Below are 18,091 nucleotides of genomic sequence, written 5' to 3'. Positions count from 1 at the left end.
GCGCTTTGGCGTGAGATATAGTCTTTTATTATGGGTATAGAAATCACAGTAAATAGTACTTGCCTATAGTTCTTGGAGGCGATCGCTATGACTAAAACACCAATAAAAATTAATACTCTGGAGGAATACATCAATTTTGATGATGGCACAGACAAGCGTTATGAAATTGAGGATGAGGTGCTGGTAGAAATGCCTCCTGGTACTGGGAAACATGAGGCGATTATCACCCTACTGTTAGTTCGCTTTTTTTTAGAAATTCAAAAAATGGGACTGCCTTTACAACCGCGCCCTAACGGTACAGAGGTGTTGACCAATAAACAACCCAGGCGACCTGATATTTGTGTGATTACCGACCAACAGGCACAAAGTATTGAGAGTACTTCGGCTATCCTTAAAACTGCTCCACCCCTATTAGTTGAGGTGGTAAGTCCTGAATCTGTTGACCGGGACTATAACCAAAAAACCTCTGAGTATGCAGCTATTGGTGTAGTCGAGTATTGGATTGTTGACCCCTTAAAAAATAAGGTGACAGTGTGTTTGCTAGACAATGGTAGTTACAAACAAACTGTCTTTAATGGAAACCAGCAGATTATTTCTCAAACATTCGCAGAACTAACTCTGACAGCCCAGCAGGTGTTTTCAGCTTAGAGTTGTTGCTGTATAGGATAGGTTGGCATTAACTACCATCATGCTCAAGAGAAATACGATGGTATTGACATCAATAGCCTGCCATGCTTCCTCTAAATTCAGAACACCCAAAGCAATTAAAAAGGCAGAACCGACCAAAGCAATGGTGGCGCGGTTCATGCGTAAACCAGGAATGTAGCCCAATGCTAGCCCCAGATAAGTTAGCCCTAAGACGCTATAGACTGCAAATTGAAGAAAAATTACTTTCTTTACTGAGGCTTTGCGACGGCCGATGTTTCATGATTAGCCGCTTTGCATCTAGTGCGAAAGCCAACCCACTTCGTTTTAAAGCGTAGCAGCGTCTACAGACTTCTCTCTGCTTCTACGAAATTCAGCCAGCAATAAAAAGCGAGAACGTGGGGAAGTGAGAATACGGGGAGGAAAACCGCTTGCTAGGGTTTTACTGATATTTATACTTAGCAAAAATACTCTGAAGAATATCTGATATTAAGTTCTGTAAATGTTACACTAATACCTATCCAATGGTGGATGTCTTTATTAAAATTTAAACTATATCAAGTTATGAACAAGATCGTAATATTAGACTACCGATCCCCAGAAAATTGCGATTAACTTGACGTAGTAATAAATTAGGTTCTGACTTAAGTGGCTAATCAGGTATTACATTATATCGCAGTCAGAACGCGATTTTTCTGGGAAAGTTCGTTGCCACGTTGTATATATTCATCAAAAAGATGAATAACCTCAATAACACAGAGGATTAACCATGAAGGTATTCGACAATACCACAAAAAAGATTTTTCTGGCAAGCTGGGTATCGCTCAATCAAGCAGAGACTAGTGACGACAAAGCAACCCAGCTAAACCCTTCTATTTCCAAGCCTTACTGGGATATTCTCCAACCCCTACGGCAGCGTGTAGAAAATATTCAAATCCGCGATCGCCAACTAGCTCACCGCTTGTGTAAATTGATTCCATCTCAGTGTCCCTTTGAGCGAGATGTCAAATTATTTGGGAAAACCTTGTTTCACATTCCGCCCATGTGCAAGCTCAACCCCTTATATGAAGAAGTGGTTGGTTTACGTTTCCGAGCGCTGTGCTATCTAGCTGATGAATGCGGCGAAGATGTATCACAGTACTGCTAAGTGCTAAAAGTAAAGTTGAGGAGTTAGGAATGAGGAATTAAAAAAAATATAACTCCTAACTCCTAACTGCCTGCTATTTTTTACTATTTTTTTACTATTTTTTTTGCCATTTTTGGATGGCATCCTGAGCATCCTCGTAAGCGGCCGTCTCCTCTGGCACTAAAGCAGCTGTTGCGATCGCGGCATTACGTTCTCCTTGGGCGGCGCGACGCTTGGCCAAGTCTAAAATTTTCTCACTCCATTTATTGATCGATTTTTGGGCAGTATCGAAGCCAGGTTGACCTGGTGGTACTTTCCTAGCAACTTCGATCGCACGATTGTAGGTAGATGCCTGTCCAGGCTTAATTAAAGCATTAGCTGCATCTAAAAGAGTTTTGTTACTCACATACTGCTTACCCTCTAGCCGCCACAGGTTTATTGCTGCTTGTGCTTTCGCGTAGGGGGCTTCATCTTTGGTGATTAATCGAGCGGCAGCGATAGCGCTAGCATACTGTCTTTGTTTAGCACGACCCTCTGCTAAATCCAAAATCATCCGGCTCCAAATCTTAATATTCTCCTGAGCTTGTTCGTACAGTGGTTCACCGGGTTTAATTTTCCGGGCTGTAGCGATCGCCATGCTCAAATCACTAGCTTGAGTTTGTTTGAGCGACATTTTCGCCAAGTCTAAGACTGCTTGATTTCGCTTTTCTGATTCTGAACTAGAAGTTATTTGAGCACTAGATTGATTTTTAAATCTAACTTCCGGAGTGCGATTGCTTGGTAAATTCTCGATAACCTGGCGATCGCTAACAGTAGCATTGGGTGATGTGCTTGATATTTGCTTAATTCTAAAAGTTTCTTGATTACGAAGAAAAACTACGGCGATTAAACCTGCTACCAGCAGGCTGCCTCCGCCCCATAAAATAAACTGTTTCCAAAAAGGGATGCTTGGTTGATTCGATGGCAATCGAGAGACGTAACCTTTGGAAGAATTGGGGATAAATCTTCCCCTTGGATTTGCTCCTAAAGAAGTTTCCGCTATTGGCTGGGAAACTAAGCTAGTAGCTGACTCCTGAACTGGTTGAGCTTTAGACTTCTCGACTTTGTGTTGGGAGGAATTCACAATAGCTTCTCCCCATCTATCCCGTTCTGCTGAAGTTCTAGGGTAATCGTCAAGGGGAGGAGCCGCACGGGCAATAGCAAAAGATTCTTCGGGATAAATCACTGCTTCTGATTGGAAATCACTTTCCATTGCTAATTCTGGCAAGATTACCTGCGTCCTTGATGGGATGATCGTGGCAGGGTTTTGCACAGGACGCCAGTGGTGGTGGCATAATTTTGGCATAAGCAGGCTTAGGTAGCTTTCTAAATCTGCCAAATTACTGCCATTACCAGAACGCAAAGCTTCTAACAAGGCTGCTGTAAAGAATCCGTGACCTAATTCGCTACTTTCATGGGAAAATTGTTCTGGTTGACAAGAAAGAATTGTCGCAAGTTGTAGTTCTTGGGCTAATTCTATTGTTTCTTCACCAACCGGAGCATCAGCTTGAGTGCCAAAAGCGCGGTTGATATCGAGTAGTAGCAATACATTCAACTCAGCAAGTTGCAGGCTTTGCATTAGCGATTGCAATTCTATGCCAGTCTCTTGTACGAGTTCGGGGTTACCTTCTACTGGCATTAAGTAATCTTTGCCTTGGTAGTTGACCCCATAACCGCTAAAGAATAACCACAGATAATCTTCCGGTTGCCAACTTGTCGCTGCCAAATCCTCAAGCAGCAGCAGAATATTCTCTTTAGTCGGATAAGTTGATCTGTCGCCAATCGGTGGCGAGGTGTCCGTCATGACTAGACAGTGTTTGGGGAGAAAACCTGCCTCCGTCACCAAAAAATCCTCTACTGCCTCAGCATCTGCTTGGGCACAACTTAAAGGTTGAAATAACTGATATTGATTGATGCCAATCGTGATCGCCCAGTAATTTGCCATCCCGCTCTTTGTCAGTTATTGTTTGCTGGTCTTAAAATTGCGGTTGGCTTTGCCAAAAAAACAAAGCTAACCTATGTCTTATAGTCTAGGTGATTCTGATCGAATCTTAAGTTAGAATGTAATTTTTATTACGTTAGATATTCGGGAAATACTTCCACCTAATTTCAATAACAGATCATCGCTAAGGAGATAAAAGGTCATGAGCAAGACTTATGCTCACCTACCATCATCGATCACTCCCTTTTCAGTTATTAGCCAAATTGCCAGAAGAATCCGGATAGTTCCTTTAGTAATTTTGCTCATATCTACCGTTCCTGCGTGGTTTTTGACGGAAGCGATCGCACCCCAAGTTGTGCGAGCTTACACCGCTAGAATTGATCTAGCTATTGACCGCCTGCCGGAAGAAAACTATGAAACCGTTCTCCGGAGGGCGGAAGCAGCCGCTAGGGCAGCCGCTCAGAGGAGCTTCGACCAAGATATCCTGGTAACAGATGTTTCAATCATAGTATCCGTACAAAATTATGGAGCGATCGCACCAGTTCTGACATTAGATGTTAGTCGTCCCCAATGGCGATCGCGTCCCGATGCTCAAAATTGGGCGACTTATTTTAAAACTGCGCGATCGCTACTTTTCTTTGAAAATAGCTCTAATGCAGTTCCAGCAGCTAGCAATCTGCCAACCCAAAAATGACGAGTTTAGCTTGACACGGACTTCAGGAGACGCAAAGAGGTAATTGGAATTCCCTCTGCCCCATGTCCTACTTCAGTCTCAACCGATCAATTAAATTTACCTGTTGTTCTTCGCGTCATTGGATGGCCTAGAATAAGAAGGTTGTCAAAAATCGCGATATCTGCTGACATGGCTGTTCCTAAGAAGAAAACTTCCAAATCAAAACGAGATAAACGTCGAGCTACCTGGAGGCACAAAGCCGTCATCGAAGCTCAGAAAGCCCTCTCTTTGGGTAAGTCAATTTTGACTGGACGTTCTACATTTGTCTATCCAACTGCTGAAGAAGAGGAAGAAGAATCATAATTCTCCAGTCAGGAAAAGCATAAACAGCACCAATCTTCTTGCCACTGGATAAACGCTTTTTATTAGCTTTCCTGATTGCATTTTGAATCATAGATACTCTAAACAAGCTCATTAGATCAAGAAAAATTGGTAGTGAGTAATTGGGAATATCCATTACCCATTACCTATTATCGATGAGTAATGATCAAGTAATCATATAGAAAGTAAAAAATCTGGTGCTGTTGGCAACTCAGCAAAAAGCTTGTAAATATCTTGAGAAAAATAAGTTTCCTCCAACTATGCTAGGAAAATTTTTTCAGAAACCAGGGAATGAAGAGGGAGAACGCGTTCCCCCCGGTCAACACTTAGCTAAAGGTTTCCCCGTATTAACTTACGGCGCAACTCCTCAAGTCAGCACCCAGGAATGGGAGTTTCGAGTTTGGGGTTTGGCAAAATCTGCTACCTTTAGTTGGTCAGACTTTATGGCGCTGCCTCAACATGAATTCACAGCAGACTTTCACTGTGTAACGCGCTGGTCTAAACTCGATGTTAAATGGACTGGCATTAAAGTTATAGATTTCATGGGTCTGGTTGAGCTAGAACCGAAAGTAGCCCATATTATGGAACACTGCTACGGCGGCTATACTACCAATATTTCTGTAGAAGATTTTATGCGCGAAGAAAACTTCTTTGCCTTTAAAGTCTTTGGTGAAGACCTTCCATCTGAACATGGTGGCCCAATGCGGCTAGTTGTGCCCCATCTTTACGCTTGGAAAAGTGCTAAGTGGATTAATGGTTTAGAGTTTTTAGCTGGTGAAGAACTTGGTTTTTGGGAACGCAATGGCTACCACCGCCGTGGTGAACCTTGGGCTGAGGAGCGTTACAGCAACGCTTTTGGGTTTTAAGAGTTAGGAGTTAGAAGTTAGGAGTTATTAATTTTAGATTTTTCATTCAATCCAAAATTCAAAATCTAAAATTAGCAGAGTTAGGAGTTATAGATTTTTATTTCTCATTCCTAACTCCTCACTTATAACTCCTAACTTTTTTTAACCTAAAAGTTTCTTGATTATTGGTAATTTGCCTTCATAAGGAGCGTATCGCCATTTTAAATCGAGCCAGAATGAGTTTTGCAACACGCTTTTGTTATGGGAAAAGGTGTCAAAACTAGCTTTGCCATGATAGTTGCCAATACCGCTATCTCCCACCCCACCAAATGGTAAAGACGAAACACCAACCTGCATTACTGTATCGTTGATACAAACTCCACCCGATGAAGTTTCCTGCAAAACTCGCTTTTGTAGATTTTTATTTTGGGAAAACAAGTATAATGCCAAGGGTTTAGGTCTAGAGTTAATCAAAGCTATCGCTTCGGCAATGTCAGTATATTCAATAATGGGTAGAATGGGGCCAAAAATTTCTTCCTGCATTACAGAATCTTCTAAGGAGACATTATCAATCACTGTGGGGGCGAGATAACGCTCTGAAGGTTGATTTTCTCCACCGATGATAACTTCACCATCTTTGAGAAAGTTAACCAATCTTTCAAAGTGTTTTTGACTGATAATTCTAGCATAATCAGGACTGTTTACAGGATTATCACTATAAAATTCTTTTAGGCATTTTTCCAGCCCATTTATTAAATCCTTTTTGATTATTTTATTAACTAAAAGGTAGTCAGGAGCGATACAAGTTTGTCCAGCATTAATAAATTTGCCCCAAGTAATTCGTCTGACAGTGTGTTCGAGATTAATATCACTATCTACGATACAAGGACTTTTGCCACCCAATTCTAAAGTAACTGGTGTGAGATATTTTGCTGCTGCTGCCATAACGATTTTGCCAACGGCTGTGCCACCAGTAAAAAAGATATGGTCAAATTTTTCTGCAAGTAATTTTTGACTAGCTTCAACGCCCCCTTCAACCACTGCAATATAAGCAGGGTCAAAATGTTTGGCAATAATCTTAGCAATAACATCAGACGTATGAGAAGCAATTTCTGAAGGTTTGATAATTGCACAATTACCGGCTGCAATCGCACCTACTAACGGTGAGATAATTAACTGAAATGGATAGTTCCAAGGCCCGATAATTAGAACAACCCCTAAAGGTTCTGGATAAATTCTCGCTGAATAGGAAAAAAAATCAAAAGAAACGGGTGCTTTTTTGGGCTTAGTCCAGGTTTTGAGATGTTTTATAGCATAATCGATTTCTTTAATGACACCGATTTCTGTAAGGTAACTCTCTAGTGTTGGTTTATGTAAATCTGCTTTTAATGCCTCGACTATTGACTCTTCATGCTCAATGATTGCTTGCCTAAGATTTTTAAGTTGTTCAATACGAAAAGTGACATCTTTAGTTTTGCCACTTTTAAAAAACTCACGCTGATTCTGGATAATATTGCCAATATTAGATAATTCAGTGGTGATCATTGTTTAGCCCCATAAAAAACTATTTATTCAATGCTATCGTTGCTATATCAGTACACTTGATTTGTTAATTTCTATTATTTTATAATGAAGAACAATAAAATTATGAATTATCAGGGTAGATTCGGTAATTCATAATTTATAATAACTATTTTTCTAATTTTGTAGTTGGTAGAAGGACAATAAATACACTACCTTTGCCCAACTCAGAATTTAACAAAATAATGCCTTGATGTGCCTCGACAATTCGGCGAGCAAGATAGAGTCCTAAGCCACTACCAGAACTCTTGTGGCTACCTTGACGGAATCGTTCAAATATAGTTGCTTGTTCTTCAGGACGAATACCTGGGCCAGTATCTGCTATCTCAATGCTAATATATTCAACGGAATTAGATTTTTCAGATAACTGAGATTGACTACTTTTATCTAACTGGCGTTGAGAACTGAAATGAATAGTCACAGACCCAGAGTCGGTAAATTTGATTGCATTGCCGATAAGATTTGTAAATAGACGATGCAATTCTAAGCGATCGCCCATCACTGTGTTTGCGCTTGAATCCTCAGTAAAGTCCAAATTTAGGGACAGTGCTTTGTCTTGAGCTAGAGGTGCCAATTCTCCAGTCACTTCCTCTAGCAATTGCCCCAGATTAACTGGTTGAAATGCCAAAGTTTTGCGACCTGCTTCAAAACGATAAACTTCTAATAAGGTGTTGACCATAGAAAGCAGGTTTATATTGCTACGGGCCATGATGGCGATTACTTCCTGCATTTGCAATGATAATTCTCCCAACGCACCTTGTTGAAATAGCATCAACATGCGATCGGCCGCTACTAAGGGAGTGCGTAAGTCGTGGGTGAGGCGGGAGACAAAATCTTCTCGCTGACGGGCAATTTCATCACGTTCATCCATACTATGTTTCAAACGCAGGAGCGATCGCACTCGTGCCAGCAATTCATCTACTGTTACAGGTTTGCGGATAAAATCGTCTGCACCCAAGTCTAAACCGTGGGCGACGTTGGGCGCATCGTGGGCAGTGATTAACAGTATGGGGATATATTGTGGCAATTTCATCTCTCCACGAATGTGTTTGGTAACTTCGTACCCATCCATATCTGGCATCATTAGATCCAGTAGAACCAAGTCACAAGGAGAAGCTTTTAATTCTGCTAAGGCCGAAATTCCATTTTCTGCTGTGCTAATTGTGTAACCTTCTTCCTCCAAAATAGTTTTGATCAAAAACACGTTATCAGGAGAATCATCAACAACTAGAATTTTGTCAGAGCGAGAAGATTGTGAAGTCATATAGATGCAAGGTATGGGGTAAAAGTAAATTTTTGTAAGACTAGCTGTATTTGTAACAATTTGTCTGCCAAGTTTTTTATTAAACCTCCCTACCTAAAAAGTATTTTTTACTATTAAATTATGGCTGGTAGAATTTTAGCTTTGAATGCAGTAAATGGTTGAATGACTTATGTAGTCTTTGATGTATCGCTTTCGGTAGGGAACTGGAGATATAATTGCGTAGGCGATCGCCCAAGACTAAGAGTGCCTTCTTAGTTTCTTAAGGCAACATACTTTTTATGGTAGAGTGAGCTTTCCCGTATGTAGAATAATCCCTGTTAAGCATTCTGTGCAATTTGTTTTCAAAGTGAGACCATAGAGAAAACCGTTACCTTCCTCACCAAAACTAGCCAGATGTGTGTCAATCATTCTCTTTTGTTGGCTCCGGCAGAGATTTTAGAGATGTTTTGAGCAAAATTCCATCGAGATAGAGTATAAGAATCTGCATTTTCAAAAAGTGGTTGAGTCGTTGGAAGCTTTCATTCTTCAGCAGTCATGCCCAGATTTGTTTTAGCAGTAGCACTAGGATAACTTCAACGGATTTTTTGAGAATCAGATTAATTAATATTTCTAACATTGCGATCGCCTTCGTTGCTTGACTGAGTTCAATGTCGCAATTTTGTTTTGTAGTTATTTATTTGACTTGTAGTGACTTACATTGGCTTGTATTGACATATCGTGACTTGCCATAATTCGCTTGAAACGCACAGTAAACTTAACTTTAAGCCGATTTTAGAATAGGTATATGTCGTTACCAAAAGACTTCTTTACACAACTAGAGCAATACAGCGAACTGTCAAATAAAGAAAAGGCAGTTTTTGCGGAAATCTTTGGTAATAGCAAGAGCCGAGTCGAAGTGACACAAGCGTTTCACATCTCTGAGAGCAATCTAAGAAGTTGCCTGACAGGTATTTACAAGAAGTTCAGTATCAGTGGCAGCGGGCCTGTGAAAGAAACCCGGTTGCGGGAGTATCTACAAAAGCGATATTCCCAGCAGAAACCTTCTGGTAGATCAACTGCTGACGTTGCAGAGGATGATATTGATGCTCTAGTTCAAGAAATCCGGGAAAAGATTAAACCCAGCATCAAACAAAAGTGTGGAACGATGCGTGTGCTGGATATGGATCAGCCTATTGAATTAACTGGAGAGCGAGGCATCTATACAAACGTCAACATTCTGGAGAAAACCACAAAGCGCAGGCGAGTAAAAATTGGGCAACTGCTGCAAAAGTTTGATCGGGAGGACTTTGATCATTTTGGACTTCATGAACCCAGTGAGAATCGAGTACCAGGACTGCAAGCAGTGCAGCGTCACAATAAACTAATGGTTTTAGGTAAACCGGGCGCAGGAAAGACTACATTTTTGAAGTATTTAGCGATGCACTGCATCGAAGGGCAGTTTTTGAAAAACTAGAAGGATTTGGAGACTGGTGGGAGAAAAATAGTCAAGCCTGGACTGAACAGTTAATAGCTTTAATGATTGAACATCGTAATATTGGTCATAATTGGCAGTTCAGTTATAAACAAGTTAAACTACTACAGCAGTATTATAATAGTAACAAGATCCTGGTAAACTGCTTAAACAGCGATTGTAATATTAGCAATAAAGTTGGACAACGAATTGAGCATAACTTGCTATTACCAATAAGTAAATTAGAAACGGAAAATAACAAAGATATTTTCTAAGTTTGCATTTTAAACCTTTATCCACGTCTTTAGAAGTTTCGATAATCCTTTCTTGGTAACTTCTGACTTCAGTAAATTGATCTAGGATGCAATTAAAACAAAAAGTACCTCTGTGCCATTGGTAAAACTGTCGCAGGTTCACAAATCAGCAACTCACCATCGGCTCTGACTTGATATGTTTCTGGATCTACTTCTATGTGGGGTAGTGCATCATTCAGCTTCATATCCCGCTTACTCAATTGGCGTGTCCCAGAAACTGCTACTGCTGCCTTTTGTAAACCTAGCTGGCTGGGAATTTCGTTCTCTAAAGCTGCTTGGGAAACAAAAGTTAATGATGTGGCATGACGCGCCCCTGCAAAACTACCAAACATCGGTTGCATATACACTGGTTGCGGTGTGGGAATACTGGCGTTAGCATCGCCCATTTGCGACCATGCAATCATTCCGCCTTTAATGACTATCTCTGGTTTCACGCCAAAAAATGCAGCACGCCACAAACATAAATCTGCTAATTTTCCTTCTTCCACTGAACCCACATATTCAGCAATTCCGTGAGCGATCGCTGGGTTAATAGTATACTTAGCAACATATCTTTTCGCCCGAAAATTGTCTGCTTTTTGCTCACTTCCTTGTGGGTTAAGAGTTCCCCGTTGCACCTTCATTTTGTGAGATGTCTGCCAGGTGCGAATTATCACTTCACCTACCCTTCCCATCGCCTGGGAATCGGAAGAAATCATGCTAAATGCGCCTAAGTCGTGCAAAATGTCCTCCGCAGCAATGGTTTCTCGGCGGATGCGAGATTCGGCAAAAGCGACATCTTCGGGGATCGCAGGGTCGAGATGATGGCATACCATCAACATATCCAGGTGTTCGTCTAAGGTGTTGAGGGTGTAAGGACGTGTGGGATTGGTGGAAGATGGCAGAACATTGGCTTGGCTGCAAACTTTGATGATATCTGGTGCATGTCCTCCGCCTGCGCCTTCAGTGTGGTAGGTGTGGATGGTACGATTCTTGAAAGCTGCGATCGTATCTTCGACAAATCCAGCTTCATTCAGGGTGTCAGTATGAATCGCTACTTGCACATCATATTCATCGGCAACGCTGAGGCAAGTATCAATTGCTGCGGGTGTGGTTCCCCAGTCTTCATGAAGTTTTAACCCCATTGCACCGGCGGCTACTTGTTCTACAAGTCCTTGGGGTTGGCTGGCGTTACCTTTACCTAAAAATCCTAGGTTGACGGGAAAAGCATCAGCAGCTTGCAGCATTCGGTAAATATTCCAAGGGCCGGGGGTACAGGTAGTGGCATTTGTACCCGTAGCTGGGCCAGTACCACCGCCGATCATGGTGGTAATTCCAGAAGCGATCGCAACTTCAATTTGTTGGGGACAAATAAAATGAATATGGGCATCAATACCGCCAGCAGTGATAATCATTCCTTCCCCTGCTAAGGCTTCAGTTCCGGGGCCAATAATAATATCTACATTATTTTGAATATAAGGATTTCCGGCTTTACCAATTTTGAAAATCTTGCCATCTTTAATGCCAATATCCGCTTTGACAATACCCCACCAATCGAGAATTAAGGCATTAGTAATTACTAAATCTACAGCACCATCGGCGTTAGAAATGGGGGATTGTCCCATTCCATCGCGGATGACTTTACCGCCGCCAAATTTTACTTCATCGCCGTAGGTGGTGAAATCTTGCTCAACTTCTATAAATAACTCAGTGTCTGCAAGTCGGATGCGATCGCCTAACGTTGGGCCATAGGTTTCGGCGTAAGCGCGGCGATCCATTTTGTAACTCATAACTATTCCTCACAAAGTGCGAATTTGGAATTTTTCAAACCTCATCTGGAAACCATTCCCTTCAGGCGAGGCACACATCACACCAACACTTAATGTTTCCACTGAAGTCAAATAAGCAAGCCGCAGCATTGTGTATTCAGTTCCATTTAAAGAGTATTCCACCTCTATTGCTGTGCCGCGTCGAGTTACACGCACCCAAATTGCAGATGGATTTTGCGGTATTGGAATAACAGACCAATCCGAGTAATTACGTGTCACGACTGCGCTAACTTGTTGCACGCCATTGACAAATTCAATGCCACATTTCAACCAATTAAACTCATCTAAACGTACCATCAGTCCAGCTTGATCGTATAAATCCTGATATTGTCCGCTGATTTTCACTTTAGCAATAAAGTCACCTTGAATCTTTTGATAAAAAAAGTGACCATTATCTCTAATAAAACCGTAATGAGTTTCCCGCCAGAAATCTGTTTTTGCGCCGGAAGTGATAGCGATCACTTCATCTTTTACTTCCCAAACAGGTGGTTCATTGTACCATTCCATTTTCATACCTACAGAGAACCGTTAATTTTAGCGTTGAAGCCGTAGACTTGGCGAGTACCCACTAAGGGGATTAAAGTTACTTCTTTTTCGTCGCCTGGTTCAAAGCGGACTGCGGTTCCGGCTGGGATATCGAGGCGCATTCCTCGCGCTTGTTCTCTGTGAAAATTTAAGGCGGTATTAACTTCATAAAAGTGATAATGGGAACCAACTTGTATGGGGCGATCGCCTGTATTTGATACTTGTAATTTTATCGTTGGACGACCAACATTTAGTTCAATCTCACCTGCTGGTGTGACAATTTCGCCAGGAATCATGTTCAATTAATCCAATATTTAATTTAAATAGGAATTACGTACACTCTACGATTTTTTGGCGTTTCTAGCATCTTGACGGTTTAATAAATTAAGATTTTTGGCTATTTTTGCGTAAATATAGCTATTTTTGCGTAAGTCATGATTAGATTTTAAAAACTTTGCTTGTTGAAGCTTAAGGTTTGTAAAAGTATTAAGAATATCAGTTTCAAATTGTAATGGAAAGTCAAATTTTGATTTCCCCGAATATTTAATTTGCTGTTCTTGCCACCGCAGATGTTCCATTTTCCAAGAATTATGGTAATCCAAAAATTTTCTATAACTTTCTGGCATTATTTCACCTTCAATTAAGTGTGTCTTTGTCATCAAAAGCTTTTTAATTTTTTCATGGCGAGGAAAAGCATCTTTTTCTATCCAAAAAATCCAGAGTTCAATTTCTTCTTGGTTTTGCAAGGGACCTATTTTATCACCTTTATGTTTAATTTCTTCTTGGTTTTGCAAGGGGCTTATTTTTTCATCTTTATCACCATTGTTCTGTTTCTGATGGCGCATTTCTATAAACTTTTTTACTAAATCTGTATAAGTACATCTACCTTCCCAGATCAGAAAAGCGAGTGGCCCATATAGTTCTTCTAGCTGCTGCTCAGTATATTTTAAGGATGCAATTTTCTGCTGATTTTCTCTGTCTCTGTTACCAGACATAATGTGATTAACTATTCCGGCTACAATGGCAAAGGCAGTAGTTATAGCAGTGGTTAGAATGGTTGCTGTCAAGCCAGGGTTTCCTGTATTCATTGCCTTTATGCTTGACTATTGTCAAGCAGTAAAATTTTAGCTAGTGCTAAATTTTATACTGTTAGACTTAAAAATAACACAGTATTAAGTAAATTTAACGAATTGGATTATGTACTGTCACTAACTTGGTACCATCAGGAAAAGTTGCTTCTACCTGCACTTCATGTACCATTTCAGGTATCCCTTCCATGACATCATCTCGCGTCAATAGAGTTGTACCGTAACTCATCAATTCAGCTACAGTTTGCCCATCCCTTGCGCCTTCTAAAATGGCAGCAGAAATATAAGCGATCGCTTCGGGATAATTCAGTTTTAAACCCCTCCCTTTCCGTCTTTCTGCTAATAAAGCAGCAGTAAAAATTAATAGCTTATCTTTTTCCTGCGGCGTAAGTTGCATTCTTACCTCCTCTGTGTTCTCTGCGCCTCTGCGGTTTGTTCAAACCTGCCACACTCTTGGTATACAATTACCACGATTTAAGAAAGAAACTCGCAGCATCTGCCAAACATCAATAAACCAATTTCTCACCTCAGATGTAGAAGCACCGCGATATCGACACAATAATCCATGTTGTAACCGACTAACACCCGCTTCTCCTTTCCCATCCCATAAATTTCGCGTTTTTTCGACAATTTCTACTGAAACTGCACTACCAACCCAAACAAGACTACCTACTATTGGTTTTCCAGCCAAACCGTGCGGACTGTGAAAAGTTTCTTCGCTACCCCGTAACCATTGTCGATCAATCCACAATGGAACATCTTTTTGCCAAATTTCAGTGTGCGATCGCCATTCTCCTTGCAAGAATTTTTCTCCTCTAGCACTGCGACCAAATCGGGTAATTTCCCAGCCTAACCAACTAGCCCCGGTTGCTAATTCTACCCGTAAATTTTGCCGATAAATCGCGTCGTTAAATAAAATTGTCTCTTGCGGCAACCATTCCAAACAAGCACCAGCATCAACTTGCATCTGGATAGTTTGTCTAGCTTGTAAGCCATTGCTGCGGTATATCTTGCTTGCAGCAGCTGTAGTGATTAAGGTTTGGGCTTGGGGTTGGAGGTGGATGTTAGAGGATAAGCGATCGCCTGCCACCATTCCCCCAGCCGTGTGTAAAATTACGCTATGACAAACTTTTTCCCCTTCTGGATAAAATGGGCGTTGTACCTTCAGGGGCGCTTGTTGGTGATTGTAAATTAATTGGGTTTTACCCTGGCGATCGGCATAGACTAAATTAAGTTTGCCATGCCAACCTTCTGCTACTTGCGAATTGCAGGCCATTTATAAATTCAAGATTAAAGTTCAGATATTTTATATTTATTTAATGCATTCTCTACTACTTTACTTGCAATTTATCATTGATTTTCGCCAAGGTGTACGCTAGTACGATAGACCATATAGATAAAACCACTTTTATCACGAAAGCGCTGATATAATTCTTGAAAATTATCAATAAGCTGTTCGTATGCCGAGCCTTCACACGGAAGGTAAGAAACACTCATTGCTCGTCCAATAAGTCCAGTTAAATCTAACTGTTGTCTATAAGTAAAATTATATTCACGGATATTAATAAAATGGGGAGTTACTAACAATGGCTCTACCGATTGCATTCGAGATTCTGCTGGATGATTATTAGATGCCTCACGGACTATTCGGCTATATTCTGTAGTTAACGCATCTTCTTGATCGCGGTTATTCCACACCACAGCCAAGCGTGCTGATGGTTTTAGAATGCGCTGAAATTCCAATAAAGTTGGTTCGGGATTGAACCAGTGGAAAGCTTGAAAACAAGTAACTAAATCAACTGAATTATCAGGTAGTTGGGTAAATTCTGCTGTTCCATCACGAAACTCTATAAAAGGATGTGGTTTAGCAGCTTCTCGCATCGCCGCGTTTGGTTCTATGCCTATGACATTAACTCCGCGTTCAGCTAACAATCTTGAAGCAATTCCTGTACCTGCACCAATATCTACTGCTACGAGTTTTGAATTTTCGCCTAATCCTTCTAAAATAATATCAATTGCCTCTGCGGGGTAGCTCGGTCGATATTTTACATAATCCTCTGCTCTGTCAGAAAATCGTTTGAGTGGGTTTAAGGTATGTAAAGGAGTTGTTTCAGGATTAATTTGGCTCATGAGTTTTTATGGAAAAGTAAAAATAAATTTGTTAGCTGGGCATATTTTCAGGGAAACATAGAGATTTAGCCTATGAAATGCGTCAATCTACCAGAAATTATGACAGCTAAAGTGATAAGCATTTGCAACCTCAAGGGTGGAGTTGGCAAAACTACCATCGTTATGGCATTAGCAGAATATTTAGCTGGCGATACCATGTACAAAAAGCGTGTACTTGCTATTGACCTTGATCCTCAAAGTAATTTGACTAGTGCTTTAATGTCAGAAGAGATTTGGGAAAAAAAATTTGAAAGTAAAAAATTGACATTGCCTTATTTATTCAAAGATCCTGAATATTTTTTAGAAAATGTTAAAAATGAAAATTTTATAGTTAAACACAATGTTTCAAATGTTAGGAATGGAAATTCTTTTGCTCACTTACATCTGATACCTAGTAGCCCAAGGCTATTTGAAATCTAGGAAGAATTGCCATCCGGTTATTATTCTTTTAACTTTAAACCTGTTGATCTTATTCGTACAATCATTAAACCCTTACTAAATAATTATGATTATATTTTAATAGACTGCGCTCCCAATATTAACACAGTAGTTAAAAGTGCATTTCTAGCTAGCCATGCTTGTATAATCCCTTGTGTACCTAACCGAATGTCAATTCATGGATGGATTAGATTTATTACTTGAACACATTGAAAAGTTTAATAGAGATTATGTACATAACTTAAAAGCAGTTGAAACATTAATTTCTCGTTACAACCGAACTATAGCCCAAAGTGAAAATTTAAACTCTATTATTGTTAACCCTTTCTATCCACAAGTTTTTGAAACCAAAATTTTAGAAAGAGCCAAAATTGCAGAAGGGTTAGAGTTGAGTAATTATTTGACATATAAACAAAAATATGCTGATTCTCATGATTCTATGGTGAAATTAACTAAAGAATTTATACAGAGAGTAGGTAGATAATGGAAGCATCACAAATTGCAGATTTATTAAGAGCGATCGCAGAAGTCGTAGAAGCTGATCCAAAACTTGCCAAGGCTGTAGAAAAATGTCTAACTAACAGTTTAAATGCTCAAAAAAGTAAAGATTCATCTGACGTAATACCAAAGCAGTCAAACGCTAGTAAAACTCTCGAAAATGGCGATATTATCCTAACTGAATGTCGGCAAGTTTTACGCGAACAGGGTGAAGAACAACTGAGGTTTTATTTAACTGAGCTAGGAGAACAGGTTAGAGAATTGTTGAAACACGGTCAACTTGACCTGAAACGCTCTATGCGCCGCCGGAAGGATTTGAATAGTATTATTGAGCATATTATTCAAAAATTGCAAGCTCAAGATAAAAGTGGAAAACTACTTGCAGTCTCAATCTCTAAAATATAATGCAGCTTTAAAAGTAAATCGTTTTTATTAATTCCTCTTCTGCTGTTCTAACCAAACTACCAAATCAGCAATTTCGGAAAAATCAAGTAGTTCCTCTCCCAAATTTTCTAACTGTTCAGCAGATAAATTACGAACCTGTTCAACTAACGATCCATCAATATCACCAAAACGCCGTTTAAGTAGACGACTAATCAATTTAAACGCTTCCTTTTGAACGATATCTTGATAAATTACAGACTTTTTCATAATATCCTCCCGCAAAAATTGCCGAACCAAATCCTTTTCAAACCGCAAGCAAACCCGCCAGAATTTCTACACAACCCGCGATATTTTGTCGCTCCTCTCTATCTGGAATTGTAGAGACTTGTTCAGCCACTTGTGCCAGTAAAGTTTGCGGCGAGTCAGTTCGCGTCAAACTTGCTAAAGATAACAGCGCCGGATTAGCTAAAAATAGTGTTGAATCTTGCTCCCAAAGACGAACAACCTGATATTGGTGAATCGTCGTGTTATCCCGATATTCTTCAGTAAAAACGATTTCGTTAGTAGTTTCTTGTAAAAAGATTAGCACTTGCACTACAGGACAACGATATTGACGCTTCAACCTCACAGAATAATCGAGCATTTGGAAATTAAGCGCCGGATTAGATTTTGCCAAAGTTTGAAATTCAATGTGCAAAATTTGGTTAGCTACTTGCAAAAATGTCACAGAATCCGCGCGAATTGGTTCAAGCGTGAGTTCCGTTTTTAAGACTTTAATTTGTTGCACCTCTACCCCAAGCAACCAACGGGCAAACTCGGCTGGGTACTGTTCAGCTAAATATTTACAAGCGTTGTCGTAACTCACCCTTTTCCTCTTCTTTTGACACAAAAAAACAGCCGCCTCCACAAGGGAAGCAGCTG

The 18,091-nt window shown here is 40.3% G+C and carries 18 protein-coding genes and 3 pseudogenes; 9 read left to right on the top strand and 12 right to left on the bottom strand.

The window, feature by feature from the left end; translation table 11 throughout:
* Positions 1-87: 87 nt before the first annotated feature.
* The gene (locus H6G96_RS16910; protein ID WP_190912530.1) at positions 88-648 is read left to right on the top strand and encodes a Uma2 family endonuclease; all 561 of its coding nucleotides are present in this window, start codon (positions 88-90) and stop codon (positions 646-648) included.
* A gap of 12 nt (positions 649-660) precedes the next feature.
* On the opposite strand, the pseudogene H6G96_RS16905 reads toward H6G96_RS16910, so the two are convergent.
* A pseudogene (locus H6G96_RS16905) lies at positions 661-888 on the bottom strand (anion transporter); the annotation flags it as partial.
* 526 nt (positions 889-1,414) lie between these two features.
* Between H6G96_RS16905 and H6G96_RS16900 the strand changes: the two are divergent.
* Positions 1,415-1,792: a Mo-dependent nitrogenase C-terminal domain-containing protein gene (locus H6G96_RS16900; RefSeq protein ID WP_190912529.1), complete on the top strand. Its 378-nt coding sequence runs from the start codon at positions 1,415-1,417 to the stop codon at positions 1,790-1,792.
* Positions 1,793-1,886: 94 nt separating this feature from the next.
* On the opposite strand, the gene H6G96_RS16895 is transcribed toward H6G96_RS16900, so the two are convergent.
* Entirely contained in the window at positions 1,887-3,755 is a 1,869-nt protein-coding gene (locus H6G96_RS16895; RefSeq protein ID WP_190912528.1) for a caspase family protein, read from the bottom strand.
* Positions 3,756-3,954: 199 nt separating this feature from the next.
* Here H6G96_RS16895 and H6G96_RS16890 point away from each other — a divergent pair, with 199 nt between their 5' ends.
* The 3 genes from H6G96_RS16890 to H6G96_RS16880 all read left to right on the top strand — a co-directional run bounded on the left by H6G96_RS16890 (position 3,955) and on the right by H6G96_RS16880 (position 5,672).
* The gene (locus H6G96_RS16890; RefSeq protein WP_190912527.1) at positions 3,955-4,446 is read left to right on the top strand and encodes a hypothetical protein; all 492 of its coding nucleotides are present in this window, start codon (positions 3,955-3,957) and stop codon (positions 4,444-4,446) included.
* Between the two features lie 168 nt (positions 4,447-4,614).
* Positions 4,615-4,788: a 50S ribosomal protein L32 gene (gene rpmF / locus H6G96_RS16885; RefSeq protein WP_190892708.1), complete on the top strand. Its 174-nt coding sequence runs from the start codon at positions 4,615-4,617 to the stop codon at positions 4,786-4,788.
* Positions 4,789-5,066: 278 nt separating this feature from the next.
* Positions 5,067-5,672 carry a sulfite oxidase-like oxidoreductase gene (locus tag H6G96_RS16880; RefSeq protein WP_190912587.1) on the top strand — a complete coding sequence of 202 codons (606 nt, stop codon included), beginning with the start codon at positions 5,067-5,069 and terminating at the stop codon, positions 5,670-5,672.
* Between the two features lie 141 nt (positions 5,673-5,813).
* Here H6G96_RS16880 and H6G96_RS16875 read toward each other — a convergent pair whose 3' ends face one another.
* A complete protein-coding gene (locus tag H6G96_RS16875; protein ID WP_190912526.1) occupies positions 5,814-7,196 on the bottom strand; it encodes an aldehyde dehydrogenase in 1,383 nt (460 codons plus the stop codon).
* 145 nt (positions 7,197-7,341) lie between these two features.
* Positions 7,342-8,496: a hybrid sensor histidine kinase/response regulator gene (locus tag H6G96_RS16870; RefSeq protein ID WP_190912525.1), complete on the bottom strand. Its 1,155-nt coding sequence runs from the start codon at positions 8,494-8,496 to the stop codon at positions 7,342-7,344.
* Between the two features lie 784 nt (positions 8,497-9,280).
* Here H6G96_RS16870 and H6G96_RS16865 point away from each other — a divergent pair.
* The gene (locus H6G96_RS16865; protein WP_190912524.1) at positions 9,281-9,949 is read left to right on the top strand and encodes a hypothetical protein; all 669 of its coding nucleotides are present in this window, start codon (positions 9,281-9,283) and stop codon (positions 9,947-9,949) included.
* A 364-nt stretch (positions 9,950-10,313) separates the two neighbouring features.
* Here H6G96_RS16865 and ureC read toward each other — a convergent pair whose 3' ends face one another.
* From ureC to H6G96_RS16830, 7 genes are all read right to left on the bottom strand, one after another.
* Positions 10,314-12,029 carry an urease subunit alpha gene (ureC, locus tag H6G96_RS16860; RefSeq protein WP_190912523.1) on the bottom strand — a complete coding sequence of 572 codons (1,716 nt, stop codon included), beginning with the start codon at positions 12,027-12,029 and terminating at the stop codon, positions 10,314-10,316.
* Between the two features lie 9 nt (positions 12,030-12,038).
* Positions 12,039-12,575 (bottom strand): DUF1349 domain-containing protein, encoded by a 537-nt coding sequence (locus tag H6G96_RS16855; RefSeq protein ID WP_190912522.1) that lies wholly within the window; start codon positions 12,573-12,575, stop codon positions 12,039-12,041.
* A gap of 8 nt (positions 12,576-12,583) precedes the next feature.
* Positions 12,584-12,889 carry an urease subunit beta gene (locus H6G96_RS16850; RefSeq protein ID WP_190912521.1) on the bottom strand — a complete coding sequence of 102 codons (306 nt, stop codon included), beginning with the start codon at positions 12,887-12,889 and terminating at the stop codon, positions 12,584-12,586.
* A gap of 45 nt (positions 12,890-12,934) precedes the next feature.
* Positions 12,935-13,681, bottom strand: a complete 747-nt coding sequence (locus H6G96_RS16845; protein ID WP_190912520.1) for a hypothetical protein — start codon at positions 13,679-13,681, stop codon at positions 12,935-12,937.
* A 94-nt stretch (positions 13,682-13,775) separates the two neighbouring features.
* Entirely contained in the window at positions 13,776-14,078 is a 303-nt protein-coding gene (ureA, locus tag H6G96_RS16840) for an urease subunit gamma (RefSeq protein ID WP_190736634.1), read from the bottom strand.
* A gap of 39 nt (positions 14,079-14,117) precedes the next feature.
* Positions 14,118-14,957 carry an urease accessory protein UreD gene (locus tag H6G96_RS16835; RefSeq protein ID WP_190912519.1) on the bottom strand — a complete coding sequence of 280 codons (840 nt, stop codon included), beginning with the start codon at positions 14,955-14,957 and terminating at the stop codon, positions 14,118-14,120.
* Between the two features lie 74 nt (positions 14,958-15,031).
* The gene (locus H6G96_RS16830) at positions 15,032-15,811 is read right to left on the bottom strand and encodes a class I SAM-dependent methyltransferase (protein WP_190912518.1); all 780 of its coding nucleotides are present in this window, start codon (positions 15,809-15,811) and stop codon (positions 15,032-15,034) included.
* 72 nt (positions 15,812-15,883) lie between these two features.
* On the opposite strand from H6G96_RS16830, the pseudogene H6G96_RS41400 reads away from it, so the two are divergent.
* From H6G96_RS41400 to H6G96_RS16820, 3 genes and pseudogenes are all read left to right on the top strand, one after another.
* Positions 15,884-16,492: pseudogene (locus H6G96_RS41400) on the top strand (ParA family protein).
* Entirely contained in the window at positions 16,467-16,772 is a 306-nt protein-coding gene (locus H6G96_RS41395) for a hypothetical protein (protein ID WP_242063299.1), read from the top strand. The pseudogene H6G96_RS41400 and the gene H6G96_RS41395 overlap by 26 nt, the downstream one beginning before the upstream one ends.
* Positions 16,772-17,191, top strand: a complete 420-nt coding sequence (locus H6G96_RS16820) for a hypothetical protein (protein ID WP_190912517.1) — start codon at positions 16,772-16,774, stop codon at positions 17,189-17,191. Before H6G96_RS41395 ends, H6G96_RS16820 begins: the two co-directional genes overlap by 1 nt.
* Positions 17,192-17,218: 27 nt before the next feature.
* Here the strand turns inward: H6G96_RS16820 and H6G96_RS16815 are convergent.
* Positions 17,219-18,035: pseudogene (locus H6G96_RS16815) on the bottom strand (DUF4351 domain-containing protein).
* Positions 18,036-18,091: the final 56 nt, after the last annotated feature.

Origin of the sequence: Nostoc sp. FACHB-892, from assembly GCF_014698795.1 — a bacterium.
In the GTDB taxonomy this organism is placed as follows: domain Bacteria; phylum Cyanobacteriota; class Cyanobacteriia; order Cyanobacteriales; family Nostocaceae; genus Nostoc.
This window is presented reverse-complemented; position numbering and strand designations above follow the sequence as displayed.